This is a genomic window from Cryobacterium zongtaii, from assembly GCF_002909375.1.
In the GTDB taxonomy this organism is placed as follows: domain Bacteria; phylum Actinomycetota; class Actinomycetes; order Actinomycetales; family Microbacteriaceae; genus Cryobacterium; species Cryobacterium zongtaii.
Genome location: NZ_PPXD01000026.1, coordinates 71,460 through 86,997, shown reverse-complemented (window position 1 = coordinate 86,997; position 15,538 = coordinate 71,460). Strand labels below are relative to the sequence as shown.

Annotated in this window: 15 protein-coding genes; all 15 read right to left on the bottom strand. The window is 64.4% G+C overall.

Annotated elements, in window-relative coordinates:
- Window positions 1-60: 60 nt before the first annotated feature.
- A complete protein-coding gene (locus C3B61_RS15755) occupies window positions 61-639 on the bottom strand; it encodes a hypothetical protein (RefSeq protein ID WP_103461518.1) in 579 nt (192 codons plus the stop codon).
- A gap of 8 nt (window positions 640-647) precedes the next feature.
- Window positions 648-1,103, bottom strand: a complete 456-nt coding sequence (locus C3B61_RS15750) for a single-stranded DNA-binding protein (RefSeq protein ID WP_103461517.1) — start codon at window positions 1,101-1,103, stop codon at window positions 648-650.
- Between the two features lie 141 nt (window positions 1,104-1,244).
- Window positions 1,245-3,056 (bottom strand): TraM recognition domain-containing protein, encoded by a 1,812-nt coding sequence (locus tag C3B61_RS15745; RefSeq protein ID WP_103461516.1) that lies wholly within the window; start codon window positions 3,054-3,056, stop codon window positions 1,245-1,247.
- A gap of 28 nt (window positions 3,057-3,084) precedes the next feature.
- Window positions 3,085-4,080, bottom strand: a complete 996-nt coding sequence (gene dprA, locus C3B61_RS15740; RefSeq protein ID WP_103461515.1) for a DNA-processing protein DprA — start codon at window positions 4,078-4,080, stop codon at window positions 3,085-3,087.
- 48 nt (window positions 4,081-4,128) lie between these two features.
- Window positions 4,129-5,616 (bottom strand): ATP-binding protein, encoded by a 1,488-nt coding sequence (locus C3B61_RS15735; RefSeq protein WP_103461514.1) that lies wholly within the window; start codon window positions 5,614-5,616, stop codon window positions 4,129-4,131.
- Window positions 5,613-6,050: a hypothetical protein gene (locus C3B61_RS15730; RefSeq protein ID WP_103461513.1), complete on the bottom strand. Its 438-nt coding sequence runs from the start codon at window positions 6,048-6,050 to the stop codon at window positions 5,613-5,615. The genes C3B61_RS15735 and C3B61_RS15730 overlap by 4 nt, the downstream gene beginning before the upstream one ends.
- 42 nt (window positions 6,051-6,092) lie before the next feature.
- The gene (locus tag C3B61_RS15725) at window positions 6,093-7,556 is read right to left on the bottom strand and encodes an SCO6880 family protein (RefSeq protein ID WP_103461512.1); all 1,464 of its coding nucleotides are present in this window, start codon (window positions 7,554-7,556) and stop codon (window positions 6,093-6,095) included.
- A gap of 2 nt (window positions 7,557-7,558) precedes the next feature.
- Window positions 7,559-8,947, bottom strand: coding sequence for a conjugal transfer protein TrbL (locus C3B61_RS15720; RefSeq protein ID WP_103461511.1), 1,389 nt, complete (start codon window positions 8,945-8,947; stop codon window positions 7,559-7,561).
- A gap of 30 nt (window positions 8,948-8,977) precedes the next feature.
- Window positions 8,978-9,247: a DUF6112 family protein gene (locus C3B61_RS15715; protein WP_103432436.1), complete on the bottom strand. Its 270-nt coding sequence runs from the start codon at window positions 9,245-9,247 to the stop codon at window positions 8,978-8,980.
- Between the two features lie 69 nt (window positions 9,248-9,316).
- Complete coding sequence (locus C3B61_RS15710) at window positions 9,317-9,583, bottom strand: DUF6112 family protein (protein ID WP_103461510.1); 267 nt, start codon at window positions 9,581-9,583, stop codon at window positions 9,317-9,319.
- 1 nt (window position 9,584) lies between these two features.
- A complete protein-coding gene (locus C3B61_RS15705) occupies window positions 9,585-10,751 on the bottom strand; it encodes a M23 family metallopeptidase (protein WP_103461509.1) in 1,167 nt (388 codons plus the stop codon).
- A gap of 7 nt (window positions 10,752-10,758) precedes the next feature.
- On the bottom strand, window positions 10,759-11,412 hold the full coding sequence (locus C3B61_RS15700) for a hypothetical protein (RefSeq protein ID WP_103461508.1): 654 nt from the start codon (window positions 11,410-11,412) through the stop codon (window positions 10,759-10,761).
- 44 nt (window positions 11,413-11,456) lie between these two features.
- Window positions 11,457-12,530, bottom strand: a complete 1,074-nt coding sequence (locus tag C3B61_RS15695) for a ParB N-terminal domain-containing protein (RefSeq protein WP_103461507.1) — start codon at window positions 12,528-12,530, stop codon at window positions 11,457-11,459.
- A gap of 1,390 nt (window positions 12,531-13,920) precedes the next feature.
- Window positions 13,921-14,820 (bottom strand): bifunctional DNA primase/polymerase, encoded by a 900-nt coding sequence (locus C3B61_RS20345; RefSeq protein WP_103461506.1) that lies wholly within the window; start codon window positions 14,818-14,820, stop codon window positions 13,921-13,923.
- Window positions 14,820-15,446, bottom strand: a complete 627-nt coding sequence (locus tag C3B61_RS20230) for a hypothetical protein (protein WP_133160338.1) — start codon at window positions 15,444-15,446, stop codon at window positions 14,820-14,822. The genes C3B61_RS20345 and C3B61_RS20230 overlap by 1 nt, the downstream gene beginning before the upstream one ends.
- Window positions 15,447-15,538 lie beyond the last annotated feature (92 nt).

Genomic DNA, 15,538 nt, shown 5'->3' with positions numbered 1-15,538 from the left:
GTCAATTGTTCCAGCGGTAGTGCGCAGATCCGCATGAAAGTGCTGGCCCGTCCTAGGCTTTCAGTTGTGAGGCGGAGAAGGCTCCGACCGAAGAATGAACTCGGCCTCGGCTGACCGGCGCTTGACGATGTCAGTAGAGACGAATATTGCAAAGTCTTCGTCGCGGTCATTGATCAGAATGTCATCGACTTGATGTGCGGGTGGCTCGCCCGGCCAGGCAGTCTGTCGCGTCGGTCGATCGCGATCGAGGCGAGTCCCCGAGGTCGCAACCCAATCGTGGAGACGCTGACGGGCGTCGGCGAAGTCACGATGCCAGCCGAAGGGTGCCGAGCCGTGTTGATCGGGGTCGTAGGCACAGAGCCAATGTAAGTGCAGCGCGGAGAGCTCCCAGACAAGTTCCGGGTGGCGGTGCCAGAGAGGCGGTACGACGGAGGCTGGGAGTCCGTACGTACGACGTAGCCAATTCACCCACCGGTTGAGCTCGATCCATTCGACCTCGGCCTCGTCGGCGGTGAGTAGATTCCAGTTGATGGGATGTGGAGGCTCTGCCGTGAGCGGGCCATCAAGATCTTCGAATGAGTCCTCGGCGAACGCGGCGTGTTGATCCTCGGGGACCCACTCGTCCAGTGAAGCTGACATGGTCGCCTTCACGTCCCGAGCGCGGCCGAGTGAGCCTGGGGGAGCAGTGGCGCTCGCCGCATGACCATGTGTGCAGCGGGTGCGTTCAACTCCTCTGAGGGCGCCGAGCGGCGGGCACGGTCGACCTCGTAGTTCGTGCGGGCGAGGTCGTGGCCGATCTTCTTCGCGACGAACTCCTCCCGCTCAACGACTTTGCCTTCGCGCTCCACTTGGAAGGTGCGAACGTAGCCTTCGGCGACGAAGCTGTCGCCCTTCGCGAACCGAGTGAGTGCCCGTTCGGCGGTGGCCCGGTAGGCGACGAGGTCATGGAAGCTTGGCTCGAGTGGGGTGAAGCCTCCTCCTTCGCGACGGAAGTGGGGTTGGCCGACGCGCACGTAGAAACGTGTGTCGCCGTTCTCTGTGACCGACTGTTGCGGGTCCGAGGCGATGAAACCTGACAGCGACTGCTGCGTGTGAAATGTCATGGGACTTGACCTCCTGTAACAGGGCGGACCATATTGATCCGCGCTCACAACTAGGTATGCCGTCGCCTACACAACGAGGGCGATTGAGAAAGAACTTCTACCGCGGCACCCTCGTCAATGAAGCTGTGTGGGACGGCGCTGTCACTCCGGTTGGCTGTCCGACGGTTGCGTGGGTTCCGCGAGGGGAGGCCTGCGCATCAACGCTTCGATGTCTGCCCGGTTCGCGAGCAGAGTTTTCGCCTCGGGACGCCCGGTCCACATCTGCAAGCTTGCGATGACGGGTGGGGCCGCGCGGAGCATGATGAGACCGGTTCCGAATGGGAGAGTGCGGATGGTGTCGGGCGGCATGATCGGGACGCGGCGGATGGACCGCTGCGCTGATCGTGAACCCCGATCGCCGACGGTGGTCGAGTCAGTCGGCTCGTCGCGCTCTCCGATTAGTGTCGAGAGATCGTGCAGGTCTCGGGAGTTAGATGCTCCGCCGAGAACGACCTTGACGATCGACGAGTCCCAGATGGTGCCGGCTGCGTTCTCGCTCCACTTCGTTCGTGCCTGCGCGAGTGACTGCAGCACAGGCATGGTGGTGATGCCCGTGCCGCCGCCCTCCGCCATCAGGTTGGGGAGCGAGGGGAGGGGCGCCAGGTTGCCGATCTCGTCGAGCGCGAGTAGCAGGGGCGGGTCGAGTCGCGCGCCCGCGCTGCGCGCGGCTAAGCGACGGGCGGTCTCGACGAGGTCCTCAACGAAAGCAGAGACAAGCGCGGCGGAGTTGTTGGAGCCCGCACCTGTTGCGAGCAAGTACAGGGTGCTGTTGCTGCGCAGAAAACCCTCCGGGTCGAAGCTCTCTCCCTCTCCCGGTGAGACGGCATCCAGCACGCGTGGGTCGGCGAGGGCTCCTAACGAGAGGGAAACGCCCTGCCAGATTGAGTCGCGTGTTCGTGGGTCGGCTTCCAGCATTGCTTGCAGGGAGTCACCCCATCCTGTGGCGGCTGCGGGAGTGCTGAGCAGGATGGCGACCGCGTCGTGGGCCGCGGCTGGGTCGAGGGTCCAGCGGAAGAGCTCGGACGGCATCCGGTGGTCGAGTGCCGCCGCGTGCAGCAACGCCTGTAGGGCCGTGCGTGTCTTTGCCTCCCAGAACCCGCCCCCGTCGACGCCGCCGGCCGCGAGTCCGGTGCCGGCTGCCAATCCCGTTGCGCGGATCATCGCTGTGAGCGGGTCTTCGCAGCCGCGGATCGGCGACCAGCGCAGGCCCGCGGGCACGCCGAGGGCGAGCTGCTGAGGATCGAACACCGCGACCTGACCGTTCCGTTGGCGTGCTCGGAGTGTGGCCGTGAGGTTGTCAGGACGGGTGGACGTGGTCACGACTGGCCCGGGGGAGTCGAGGATGGCGTTGATGACGATGTGTGCGCCCTTCCCGGAGCGCGGTGGTCCGATGACGAGAATGGAGTCCTCGACGCTGGCCCAGACATCGGTACCTCGTGATCGTCCGATGCGGTAGCCAACGTCCGTAGGTTTCGCTTTCGATAGGGCTGGACGGAGATGCGCAGCACGACGCATGAGCGCTTTGCTGGATGCCGCTCGCAGTACATCGTTCCGTGTCGCGATTCCGGGGATGCGGTATGGATCGATCTGTGCTGCTCGTTGCGGATCGTGAAGCATCCGCCACAGCCAGGTCCCGGCTGCGCCAACGACAACGACCATGATGCTGGCCGTCAGCCAGTAGGCAAGCGGGTGGAGCCCGGGAGCCTGCATGGCGGCTGATGGGTTGCCCGGGTCAAGAAGGACGGAGAGGCCGGTTTCGGGCCCGCCAGCCGGTTGCGCGATACCTGTCGCCCAGGCTGCGATGGTTCCCGACAGGCGGAGGAGTAGCGCAAGTACTGCTGAGCACATCAGGAGTCCGATGCCGAGGTTTGCGAGCTCGTCGCCGAGCGAGCCCTGAGTTCGGGGTGTGCTCACCGGCGCTCTCCGTTCATCTAGAGATCGCCTAGAGGCGGAGACCAATATCAGTTCGACTGAATCGTCGCGTGGGGGAGTAGGTGAACGTTCGATCTCCTGAGAAGCCGGCTGAGGCATCCAGCAGGTCCGTCACGTCTTGTGCGTCGACCACGAGGCTTGCGACCCCTTCCTGAATCAGCCGGTGGCAGCCTGCGCTCGCCGGGCTAGTGACGGGTCCAGGGACGGCGCCGACCGGTCGACCCAGGGAATGGGCTTGCGCAGCCACGTTCAACGAACCAGATCGATGCCCAGCCTCAACGACGACAGTCGCGCCCGAGAGGGCTGCGAGGATCCGATTCCGTTGGAGGAAGCGCCACCGAGTCGGGGCGGAGCCAGGTGGAAGTTCGCTCAGGAGCAGACCGCCGCTTTGCTCGATGCGCTCAAAGAGTTGCTCGTGGCCCGCTGGGTAGAGTCGGTCGAGCCCGCCGGCCAGTACGGCGACCGTGGACCCGGGATAGGACACCGTGGCTGCTCGATGGGCTGATCCATCGATGCCGTACGCACCGCCAGAAAGGATCACTCTGCCCTGCGAAGCGAGCTCCGAAGCGAGCTCGGTTGCCACTTGGCTGCCGTACGCCGTTGCGGCACGAGAGCCTACGATGGTGACGCGGCCGGGCAGGGGAGCCGAGAGCTGACTCGGGTCGCCTTTGAGCCACAGAGCGATGGGCGCGGTAGCGCCGAGCTGCTGCAGCTCGCCGGGCCAGTCGACATCCTCCGGAGTCAGAAGCCGAATGTCGTGGTGCTCCATGTCGACGCTAATGCGGTCGATCTGACCGGGGTCGATACGGGGAGCCAGCCGCCGTCGCCAAAGTTCGCCTTCGGCGGGTTCGACGCCATTCGGAAGCCGATCGCCGGAAGTGATGAGCTGGAGCGTTGCAGCGGCGCCCAGACGGGCGACCAGGGCCCCCGTGATGACATCACTCGGCTCGGAAAGCGCCGCAAGTAACATCCTCGCTTCTCGCTCTTCACTCACATTCTTAACCATCGGAATGACTCCTTGTTCTGGGCGGAAGGTCCGCTGAGGGATGCACGGTTACCGCCCCGCGGACATCCGAGCGGTTGTGTCGAATGCCTCAAGCTCGTTGGGGTGCAGCTGGTGCTGCACCACGAAGCTGCGGTCTTTGACGCGCCAGAGTCCTTGGCCCGTCCCGAGCGCGGGGAGCAGCTGCTGTTCTGTTCCGCTGAGCCCGAGTGCGCTCGCCGTGGACCCGAGCTGGTCCGGTTCCTGGCGGTAGACAATGCGAGTCTCGGCGTTCGCCAGCAGCGACGAAGCGAGCGCGCGCATCGCGGACCCGGAGTCGCCGACGTTGTCGAGATCGCTGAGTTTGTGGAAGACGAGCATGTTCGCGATCCCGAAGTGCCGGGCCAGGCGCCACTGGGCGTCCATGCGACGCAGGAGGGATGGGTAGGCCATGAGGCGCCAGGCCTCGTCGTAAATGACCCATCGTTGGCCGCCGGCCGGATCGGCAAGTGCGGCTTCCATCCATGCGGATGAGCAGGTCATGAGCACCGAGATGAGTGTCGAGTTCTCGGCCACCCGTGAAAGGTCGAGCGAGACCATCGGCAGTGAAGGGTCGAAGCGCACGGTGGAGGGTCCGTCGAAAAGCCCGGCGAGGTCGCCCGCGACGAGCCGACGCAGTGCATGGCCGACGAGGCGTCCATCTTCTGCGAGACGGCCCTCGTCGTCTTCCGGGTTTGGGGCGAGGATGCGATCCACGACCATCGGAAGGATCGGTACCTCGGCGCTTCGAACGGCATCGGCCAGGGCGAGGTCGATGGCGGTGTGCTCAAGTGGACTCAGCACTCGATCGAGTACCGTCTCCGCGAGCGCACCGATGAGCTCGCGGCGCCGGGACGCAAGCTGTGCCGCCCACTCGGCGTCCGTAGCGGATGCCGCCCGGTGACCTTCGTCGAGCGGGTTCAGCCGGTTGCGCAGCCCGTGGCCGAGAATGATCGCTTTGCCGCCGACGGCCTCGGCCACGACGGTGTGCTCACCCTTCGGGTCACCTGGCACGTAGACCCGGCGTCCGAATGGGAGGGAGCGAGTGTAGAGCGACTTCGCCAGTGATGACTTGCCCGACCCGACGATGCCGGCGAGGACGATGTTCGGGGCGGTGATCATTCCACGCTGGTAGAGCACCCATGGGTCGTAGACGAAGGAGCCACCCGAATAGAGGTCCTGCCCAACGAAGACACCTGCCGAGCCCAGTCCGGCCTCGGCGAGGAAAGGGTAGTGGCCCGACAGAGTGGCGGAGGTGTCCTGGTGCTTGGGGAGCCGGAGTCGTCCGGGCATTCGTAATTGGGCTCGGCCTGGTTCGCCGCCGGCGGCAAGGTATTCGGCTGATCGTGCCTCGTCCCGTTCTGCCTGCCATTGCGTGCGCGCTTCGAGGTGCTTCACCCGCCGTGCAGTAGCCACGATCTGTGCTGTTGAGCGCTTGCGCGCCTGGCGCTCGCGCCGGATTTCGCCGTGCGGCTCAAGCAGGTGACTTGCGTGCAGGTGTTCGTCCGTTGAGTTCTTCACAGCGAGACCGCCTGCCCCGCATTGGCGCTCGATTGGACTCGAGTACTGGCCCAGGTTGCGGCGGGCTGGCGGGATTGGGCCGGCTGAGGGGATGTCACCCTTGACGTCCGGACGAGGTTCGGTTCAGGTTCTTCGGGATATCGGCGCAAGAGCGACACATAGCTGAACGGTTTGCTGTAGGTCAGTGCGTAGGGTGATCCGTCGTCTTCGATAATCCGATCCGTCCGCCCGGCCGGGATGCGGTCGTAGACATATCCGTTGGTGAGTGCAGCGTCAATCGTCTCGTCTCCGTAGTCCCACTGTTGTAGGTGCTCGATCGCCGCGATGGCGCCCTTGAGGTCGATCATGCCGAGCACTGCGTGGGCCTCATCTCCCTGTAAGAAGACGACACTGATCCAACGAGGTTCGGCTGTCCTCAGTCCTTCGTCAAACATCTCAACTCCAATCGAATGCTTTACAGGACAGGTGCGCACCGCTCACACGCTTCGGCAGAGGGGCAGCCCTGCGGCGGTGAACGCCTGTGCCTGTTGACCGACGAGAAGGCGCGTCTCGCACGAGCTCTGGATGGCTGCCTGTTCGATTGACGCCACCGCGGCGTCGAGCTCGTCGGCAGTGGATGCGGTCACGCACACGAGCCCGGTTGCGCGAACAATGCCGTGGCCGGCGGTGAGCTCTGCCTCCTGCTGAAGCACGTCTTCGTACTCCGCGGTTGAACTGGCATCCTCGATCTGGCCGATGCGCCTGCGTTGGTGGGCGTCGCTGATGAGCTCGGTCTTCTTCTTGCGGAGGTCGCGGGCGGCCTGATCCGCACGAACGGGGAGATAGTGCAGCGAAAGCGTGCGGAGAACACCGTTGGTGAAGACGAGGGGCGACAGGAAGCCGGGGAATACTTGTGATCGGGGCCATTCGCTGATCCACAACACCGCGTGGAAGGCACTGTCTGTGCGCAGACGATCCCAGCTTTCGGTGACGGCGACCGGACCGGCAGTGGCGAGCGATCGCCCCACATCAGGATGCCGTTCCAGGTCGACGGCCACGGCGGGGTCGTAAGCGGTTCGCAGTATCCTGGCGAGTTCGTCGGCGGTGAGCCAGCTTCCGACGGAGAGGTCCGCGGACCGCAGGGCTCCCGTCAAGGCCGTCATCTCTTGGCGGAGTACAGCTGCTGCACCGCGCATGCCGCCGCCCTGAGTTCGGACTTGGCGCGTCGCGGAAGCAAGGTCGACAGAGAGGCTAATCGTGGTCGCGTGACGTTCGCCGGCCGGACCGGCCCTTCCGATGAGATCCCGGTACGTGACCGCAGCCCACCCACCGTCATCGATGCCATGTTGTTCCCACCACTCGGCGAGTCCGGTGCCTGAATCAGGCAGTGTGCGTTCCGACACTTGCAGACGAGCGATGCGTCCTGATCTGCACGCACCCGCGAGTACACGCCCCCACCCGGTCACCCTCCGGTGCTGCTCACCGGGGTCGAGCAGGGCGAATGCCGGGTGCGACACGGCCACCACCGCGGTGAGGGTTTTGGCGTGTGGATCGTGGATCATGACCGCCCCGGTCTCGGGATCGTTCCATTCGCGAAGGGCGGCCGCGTCGCCGGGAAGGGACAGCGTTCCAACGGGGCGCGGCCGGATGATGCGACGCCGGTACGTCAGCTGGCGGTAAGCGACGCGCCACATCCACCGTGTGCCGACCGGCACCCACTCGACGAGCTTGCGACCGCGGATCGAGACACCCGCGATCACCGCGGTGGTCACCCAGACGGGACTTGTCCACGCGAGGCCGGAGGCGCCAGCTGTGTACAGCGCTGTCACGAGAGTGAGCATCCCGATCGACAGTGCAATTAACTGCGGCAGCGACAGGCTCAGGACGATGCCGCGTTTGGTGAGCCGGGAGAACTGAACGGGGGATAGCTGGTATTTGGCGCGGTTCTCGTCGGCGTCCATAACTAAACGTCCTTACGGCCGAGTCCGGATGCCGGGGCGGGTGCCTCGGCTAGGGGCGTGGGAGTTCTTGGCTGAATGGGTTCTGGTTTCGGCGTAGGTGCGATCGGTCCGGCGACGTCACCGACTGCCTGTGTGTGAGTGTCAGCAGTCTGTCCGAGCGCGTTGCCGAGTCCTGGTCCGGCCTCGGCGGCGGCGCCGGCGACTGCTGCTCCAACCAGGATTCCTGCGCTGCCCACCCCGGCTGCTGCTCCCGCACCGCCAGCTCCGGCTCCAGCACTGGTGCCTGATAATGCAGGGCTGGACGCTCCGGGAGTGGAGCCCGGGCTCCCGGTCGGCGCGGCGGTGGTGGGTCCTGGCCCAGATGGAGAAGTGCTCGCTGTCTGACCGGTTGGAGCCGTCGCCCCCTTCTCGTCGCCTCCGCTCGGCCCAAGAATCTTCTTGGCGCTGTCTGCCATTGGTGCGGCAGGCACGGGCACTGGACGGTTCAGGGCCGACTTCGCTTCCTGCTCACTCGACATGGCGTGGTACATGTCGAACCCGACGAAGCTGATGAACTTGTAGGTGATGTATGGCGCGAACGCGGCGACGAACATCAACACGATCCCCGCGATCGGATCGCTGATGGAGGCCAGATCGGCGTTGATCGGCGCCGAGACCTGCGCGACCGCAACGAGGAAGATCACGACGAGCACGAGCTTCGACAGGATAAGCGCGATCACAAAGGCGACCCATCTCGCGAACCATCCCTTGGCGGCGTCCCAGGTCGCGCCGGCGAGGGCAATCGGCCCGAAGACGATCGCAACCAGCAGTAGCGCCTTGCGGATAAGGAGTGAGAACCAGACGATCGCCGCGGCGCTGATCGCAAGGGCAGACAGGAAAATCGTCAAGATCGCGCCGACGCCCGGAGCAGCGATATTGACCGCTGTGAGGCCGGCCGGGAGCAGCGCAATGCGGTCGCCCATCCCTTCCATGGTGTTCCCGCTCGCCTGAACGATCCCGATCGTCAGTTGATCAGTGATCTCGAGCAGCAACGCTGTGATGGTGATGAGAACGAAAGCACCGAGCACTGACTTCGCGAGGCCGGTGGCGGCGCGGGCAAGCGCGGTCGGGTCGCGATGGATAAGCCCAGTGATGAGTTGCAGGCAAAAGAGCACGAGGGTGACGAAGATCGCGACGCCGAAGAGCACGTTATAGACGTCGATGTAGCCAGGGTCGGTGACGTCGACGAGTGTGGTCGTGTCGAAGGCCGCCCACACTGACTCGAACAGCCAGGCGGCGGCAGAGCCCATCGCGTTTGCGAGCCAATCGAACGGTGCCGCGACCAGAGAGGCGGTTCCTTCGCCGACAGCGTCGCACACGCTCGCGATCACCGGTACATCGCACACGCTCATTGGCTCGCCCCGATCATGTCGGAATCACGGTCAGACGGCTTGGCCGACGCCCCAGAAGAAGTTGACCAGCGTCACAGCGGCGCCGCAGATGATGGCCGCACCACAGGACACGAGCACACCGGTCTTTCCGCGCGAAGCGAGGTGGGGGTTGGACGAGTTTGCTCCGAAGCCCCAGACAATTGCTGCGACGATCAAGGCGAGCACGCTCAGGACCAGGCCGATGGTCATGACCGCGCCCACAATGGTGCGCAGCTGGTCGATGCCGGGTAGGCCCGTCCCATTTGGATCAATGTCGATCACGATCAGCTCCCTCGGTCGATGGACGTACGACAGACAGGAGCGCACTGCGTCCCGTGAGAGCTGCGGTCGCTACAAAGTTGAACCGACGCCGATCAAGAAGTTGACCCAAGCGACACCGGCGCCAGCTAGGGCAGTTGCACCGCACGCGACCCAGAGCCCGGTGCGGGCGCGGACAGCTGTTTGGAAGTTGCCGCTCGCGGAGGCGAGCGCCCAGGTGACGCCAGTGATGATCATCATGAGCACCGAGATGATGAGCACAAAGGTGAGCAGAGCTCCGACGATGTTCTGCAATTCTTCGGCGCCACCGACGGCTCCGAAGTCGGGGAAGACATCCATTTCATACCGCCCTTTCTGGTGTGCATCCTGCTGTGGTGACCGCCGCACCGGCGACACCTGCGGCGCGGTGTTCGGCGAGCCACTGCTCCGCATTGACAGCAGGTTGGTCTACTCCGCCCGGGTGGATTTCGAGGTGTAAGTGGGGACCGGTCGATTTGCCCGCTGAGCCGACATCACCGATGTGCTGGCCGGCTGCAACGCTGTCACCCTCAGCCACCAGGATGCCCGCATCGTACATGTGGGCGTAGTACGAGGCGACGCGCTCGCCGCCGACAGTGTGGTCGACGACGATCAGCCCTCCGTAGGTACCGCGTTGCCCGGCGAAGCTGACGATGCCGTCGGCGACCGCGAGGATGGGCGTGCCTGCGGGCGCAGCGAGGTCACTTCCGGCGTGGAACTTAGATTCACCGCTGTAGGGGTCCGTCCGCATTCCGAAGGTGTCTGTCTTTGTATACGTGCCGTCGGGGAGCGGGAACGCCACCTGTGATGTCTCGGGAACTATCTGGTCGAAACTTGCGGCGCTCGCCGACTGCGGTCGAGTCAACGCGGCGAGGATCGACTCTGCGACGGGCTGGAAGTTTTGGTAGCGGTCCGGATAGGCGCTGACTTCGACGGCCTGCGCGGCCTGTCCCGGATCGAGCAATTGCCAACCCGGGATGTCAAGCAGTCCGCGAGGTGACCCGGCATTTGGCCCTGAGAGCCCACCAAAGAATGCCCGCGCCTGGTAGTCCGGATCCATAAGCTCGGCCACGGTTCCCCAACCTGACACAGATCGCATCTGAAACAGGCCGAGGGAATCATGATCGGAGCCGAGTCCGTCATTTTGATAATTCCCTGACTCCGGATAGGCGCTGGTGTTCGCGAGCATCCGGAGCGTTGACTCCGTGAGCGCGGCCATCAACGCGACGAGGGCGCCCTCTCGGCCGACGCCGGGTGTTTGTGCCCCTACCGTGGCGATTGTCGCGGCATGGGTGAGCTGGTTCTTGTTCAGAGTGATCGATCGGCCATCGCGTGTCTGGGCTGTCAGCGAGTCGGGCACGCTGCCGACGGCGAGGGATCCCGAACCGCATGAAATCGCCGCCGGGTTCATCAGGGTGGCCACGCTCAACAGCCCGATGGAGGGGCCAACGAGCATGAGTACCACGATGAGGACTATGAGCTTTTTCATCGCTCAATCACTTCAAAGGACGGTCGAGCTGCGAAAGCCGAAGGAGTACACACGGTTGTCCTTCCTTGCACGCAACGAAAATCGTGAACGCTAACGGACGCTCTGTACGGATGACCTCGGTATTCCACGTACCCACTCGGTGACTGGTTCCCGTGATCGTTAGTGCCGCTGCACCGGGTGGAAGCTGTCCCGCTGTGGCTTGGTCCCGTGCTGTGGACCACAACTTGGGAATAGCGATTGACTCCACGTCAAGCCGTTGTCGGGTCCCGTAAGCGCTCAGGCGCACCCACATCTCAGGGCTGGGCAGATAGCCGCGAACGTCGGATGCCAGGGCTGGCGCCTCTTCAGCGTCGGCGACGTCGAGTAGAACCTGCGCCCATTCGGCAGGGCCACCCTCGTGCCGGGTGTCCCAGTTGAACAGAGCACGAGCCACGCTGCGGGCGAAGTGCTCGGCGTTTGACGTCACGAGTACCGGCCGAGGTTCACCGGCGCGTTCAGGCGAGACCGTCGGGGCGGATGTCTCGACCGCGGGCCGGTCCGGGTCACTCGCCTTCTCGGGGCCTCGGATCAGGCCGTACACGCCGATCGCCATGAGCAGAATCAGCGTGAGGCCGCCGCAGATGACCGCAATGATGAAGCGGCGCTGGTGAACGAGGGGCATTCCAGGCCCTCAGGTCCGGGTGACGGAGTGCGTCTTGTGCCGGATCATCGGCTTGCCGATAGCTGACTTGAGCCGAGGGAAACGTCGCGCATCCGGCGTAGCTGCTCAGCGAAAGCGATGGTGCCTGCAAGCGTCTCTTCGATGTGGTCCCATTGCTCATCCGTGAGCTGGGCCGCAATCTCCGCGACGTCGTAGCGCAGCCACCATCCGCCCAGGTCGTGCCAAAGGAAGACGAACGAACGAACGGGCAGTTTCGCGTCGGCGGTGGCAGTCGATCGGATCTTCTTAGACTTGGTTGCGATTTTGGCGCGTGCGAGCGCTTCTTGAGCCAGGCGTTCGAGGTCGGCATCCGTCGCTGTGGGGGCAGCGGCGTGAACCCGTGTCGCACCCATTGACGAGGCTTCTCGGATGCCCGCGGGCTCTGTTGGGTCGGCGGCCATCCGCTCAAGTTCGGAGACTGCAACCTGAGTGTTCATTCGTCGGAGTGCAGAAGTAACCGATCCTCCGTTGTGAATCAAGTCAAGTTCAACAGCCGCGCGATTACGCAGCGACTCGTCGACACTCTCGTCAGCCGCGATCCGTTGCAGCTCTCCGATACGTTCAAGCGTTGTATACGAGCGTCGACCGGTTACGAGAAGAGCCGCTTGTTCACGGGTGCGGCCATCTGTGGCGGACACCGGTGGGGCCACGGTGGCCCAACCGTCCGACCGGGGTTTTTCTTGCTCCGAGCCGAATCGTGAAGCTTCGCGGCGGCGCTTCGCGTCCTCGGCCAAAAGCACCTTGACCTCGCGATACAGGGTGGCCGCCTCAGCTGGGCTCAGCGACTTGTGTAGAGCGTTGTCGTCCTGCTCCGCAAGCAGTTGCGTGAGCCGCTCTGAGATTCCGGAGCGAACCCAGACGTTGAGCTTGCGCACCCCCAACTGCCGAAGTGCGGCGAGCCGGCGCGCTCCGCACACGAGCGTGCCGTCAGGTGTGACCGTGATGGGCTGTAGGAGACCATGCCGCTCGATAGAGGCCGCGAGCAGGTCGATGTCGCCGAGGTCGGTGCGATGCCGCGATCCAATCCGGATCGAGTCGATCGACCGTTCCAGCTCGATGTGGCCTGGGGTGTTGGTCATACCCGCACTCCGGGTGCGTTCGCCGCGATGTCGGAAACGAGGTCGTCGTCGCGAAGGAGAGTACGAAGAGGCTCACCGATAAGTAACCGAAGCAGGATGCCGCGGCTGGCCGCCGTGTGTGCTTGCAGCGGATCGCAGTTCCCTAAAAGGGCTCGAAGCATGGACATCCACGCCCGTTGTGGAACGTCCAGGTGCGCTCGGGCGGAGTAGTCGCGGCGCAGAGACTCGAAGGCAGAGGGTCGGGATTGGGAGTCGGCAAGCCGGCTACAGATGTACTCAACGCAGCTTCGTGCTCGGTCAGACTCCCAGCCCAGCAATGTGAAGAGCATGATTGCATCCTCGACAGCCGGTTCTACTTCGGGTCGCGGCGATGCATCAGTATGCGGGTCGGCCGACTCCGTGCGGAATGCCGGGTGATACTCCGGTAGAGGGTGCTCCCGATCACTGAAGCGCTCGGCATCGTGGTACCCCGAGATCTTGCGTCGGCGTGCCTGGTGCACCGAGCACAGCAGACCCTGAGCGCGTTCCTCCGCAATACAGGTCACCTGCACTGCTCTCGTCACGATTGCCCAGGGATCGTCGGCGCGCAACGCCGACGGTGCTCGCATGGCGTCGTACGCCGCGGCGGCTGCCTCCCAGGGATCCAGTCCGTGTCGGTGCGCCAGGGCTGCGTAACGTTTGGCGGCGTATCGCATGAGCTCGGATGCCTCGGGGTCAGTTCGCCAGCCCAGACCACCGTCAGCCTGCAGCCGGGTGAGCACCGTTCGCAGTCCCTCGGAGTCGTGGAACGCCCTCGAATCTGCTCCTCGGTGTGTGGTCCATTCCATCACGGCACCTCCCTTCGGATCGGTGTGCGTCGTCGCACTGGCTGCCGTTCAGATCAGGGTCGACCGAGCCCGGGGCGTGAGACCTGGGGCTGGTCGTTCCGCTGCCCAAATTCGGAGAGCGGGGGAAGCTTGCTCGCGCGGTCGCGTATTGCGCGGCGGGCAGTGGCCGGGGTCCTGCGCATCCGGCGTGCGAGCTCCGCCTCGAAGTCGATACCGCGACCGGCCATACGCCCAGTTTTGCTGCTGAGTAGCTCCGAAGCGCGAACCCAGTTGACGTCGCCACCTGGGGAGCGCCTTCCCTTGCCGGTGAAGAGTGATCGTCTGTCCGCTCCTTCGTGTGAAGCCGCTACATCAGAGCGACCGGGATCCTCCGCGGGCAATGGAAGCTGCGCCTGTTTTGCGTCGAGGGTCTCGAGAGTTGATGGTTCGCCCACCTCGTCGAACTCATTCCTAGCCATGGCTTTGGTACTCCCTCATTTCGATGGTTTGAACTACAGGAGTGACGGCACTTACCTGGAAGTCAACGCGCCGAGGAATGCCAGACGGCGCCGCGAACGCGCATGTCAACCAAGGCATGGCGCGTCACCTCGCCCGCGTATCGGAGTCGTCGGGTCATACCATTGCTCACTCCGAGCGCCGGACGCATGTGGGGCGGCCTGCCGGCTCGCTGACCGAATAGTCGCTGTAATTTCCGCAGTCGGCAGCCCCGCGGACTCTGCGGCCGGAGCCAGCGCTGCGTCAATGTCCGCGGGCACTAACCCAGCCTCCACAAGTCGGCAGGCCGCCCAGAACAATCCTCTGTTTCGTTCGCCCTCGGCGAGGTTGCTGACCCACTCCGCCAGTCGCTGAGGCTCAGCCGAAGCGAGCACCTCCGGCCTCGATACCGCCCGAGGCGGTCTGGGTGCCAAGAACTCCCGGAGGGCGATGGCGTCGACCGGCTTCGAGCCTGCCGCTGATAGCGAGTCGAGGCGGTAGCTGAATTGGCCGTTGGGTGTCGCCAGTCTCGAGGGAGGCACAATGACGTAGCCGCCGTCGCCACGAAAGTCGATGTGCGCAGCTGCAGCTTGCCAGCAGCGTTGAGGGCGGCTCATCAGCGCGGGGAAGTAGACGTGCATTCCGCGGGAGGGGGTACGCACCCGGGCCAGTTCACTGTCGACGAGCCCGGCGGTACTCGCACGCGCGTAAGGGACGAAACCCGAACTCGTGACCGTGACGTCGATATCGACCACATCGAAACCGGACGGGCTGCCCGTCGGCATCCCGATATTTGCAGAGGGCCAGCGGACCCACCAAGCCCGCACTTGGTCTAAGTCAGAGCTTGCGTCGTGAAAACCGGCATGAGTGAGCGGACGTTTGCCCCCACTGGCGCACGGGAAGATCGGGATGGCTGCCCGGGCGAACGAGAGAGCCGCGTTTCCCAGCGAAGATTGTCTCGTGTCGAGCAGCACGTCGACGATATCCATCAGAGTGTCCTGACTCCGAGCCGCTCCGACCGGTGATTCAGGGTATTCGGCACTGTGACTTTTGAATGCCCGACCGGTTGAGACAGGCCTGACGCAGAAGGATCGCCGGCCCCAATATGGTCGGTCGAAAGCTGGTCAAGGATCGCCACGGCCGCCCGACGCACGCGCTCGCCCGTCTCCTGAATAACCTCAATCTCCGTCTTGCCGGGCACGGAGCTGGCCCAGGCGGACACGTACGGAACTGTGTAGTCGCGGGTATCCATCCCGTGTGCCGCGCCGATCATTAGCGCGACCGACTCCGCTTCTACTTCACCCACCCCGCGGTGCGACAGCAGGCCAGCGTCGAGATTGTGCATTCTGATATGCGCCAGCTCGTGGCCTAGGGTCTTCGCCCCAGCCGCAGGATCCATGTCCGCTCGCACCGAGACGATTCGGTGCTCGAAGTCGGTCAGGCCGTTTGCGTCATTGATCGCGGCGGCATCCGGTACCACCACGACAGCGAAGTCCGACTCTTGAATGAGCGCACGGAGGCCATCCCAGAGCCCCTTGGGCGCCTCGCCGCGGAGCAGCATTGGCGTGGGTCGTTCAGGAATCGGCGTCCCTTCGGTCTGGGAGATATCCCACACGTATGCGGGTCGAGCTCCGACCATTCGCTGGCGTACGACTTCACCGGCTCGAGGTCGCTCGTTTCGGCTAAGCCGTCGCCACGAACTCATGT

Excerpts from the sequence above, each read along its gene's own strand:
- C3B61_RS15755 (WP_103461518.1), bottom strand. The coding sequence starts at position 639 with ATGTCAGCTTCACTGGACGAGTGGGTCCCCGAGGATCAACACGCCGCG.
- C3B61_RS15750 (WP_103461517.1), bottom strand. The coding sequence starts at position 1,103 with ATGACATTTCACACGCAGCAGTCGCTGTCAGGTTTCATCGCCTCGGAC.
- dprA (WP_103461515.1), bottom strand. The coding sequence starts at position 4,080 with ATGGTTAAGAATGTGAGTGAAGAGCGAGAAGCGAGGATGTTACTTGCG.
- C3B61_RS15730 (WP_103461513.1), bottom strand. The coding sequence starts at position 6,050 with ATGTTTGACGAAGGACTGAGGACAGCCGAACCTCGTTGGATCAGTGTC.
- C3B61_RS15725 (WP_103461512.1), bottom strand. The coding sequence starts at position 7,556 with ATGGACGCCGACGAGAACCGCGCCAAATACCAGCTATCCCCCGTTCAG.
- C3B61_RS15720 (WP_103461511.1), bottom strand. The coding sequence starts at position 8,947 with ATGAGCGTGTGCGATGTACCGGTGATCGCGAGCGTGTGCGACGCTGTC.
- C3B61_RS15710 (WP_103461510.1), bottom strand. The coding sequence starts at position 9,583 with ATGGATGTCTTCCCCGACTTCGGAGCCGTCGGTGGCGCCGAAGAATTG.
- C3B61_RS15705 (WP_103461509.1), bottom strand. The coding sequence starts at position 10,751 with ATGAAAAAGCTCATAGTCCTCATCGTGGTACTCATGCTCGTTGGCCCC.
- C3B61_RS15700 (WP_103461508.1), bottom strand. The coding sequence starts at position 11,412 with ATGCCCCTCGTTCACCAGCGCCGCTTCATCATTGCGGTCATCTGCGGC.
- C3B61_RS15695 (WP_103461507.1), bottom strand. The coding sequence starts at position 12,530 with ATGACCAACACCCCAGGCCACATCGAGCTGGAACGGTCGATCGACTCG.
- C3B61_RS20345 (WP_103461506.1), bottom strand. The coding sequence starts at position 14,820 with ATGGATATCGTCGACGTGCTGCTCGACACGAGACAATCTTCGCTGGGA.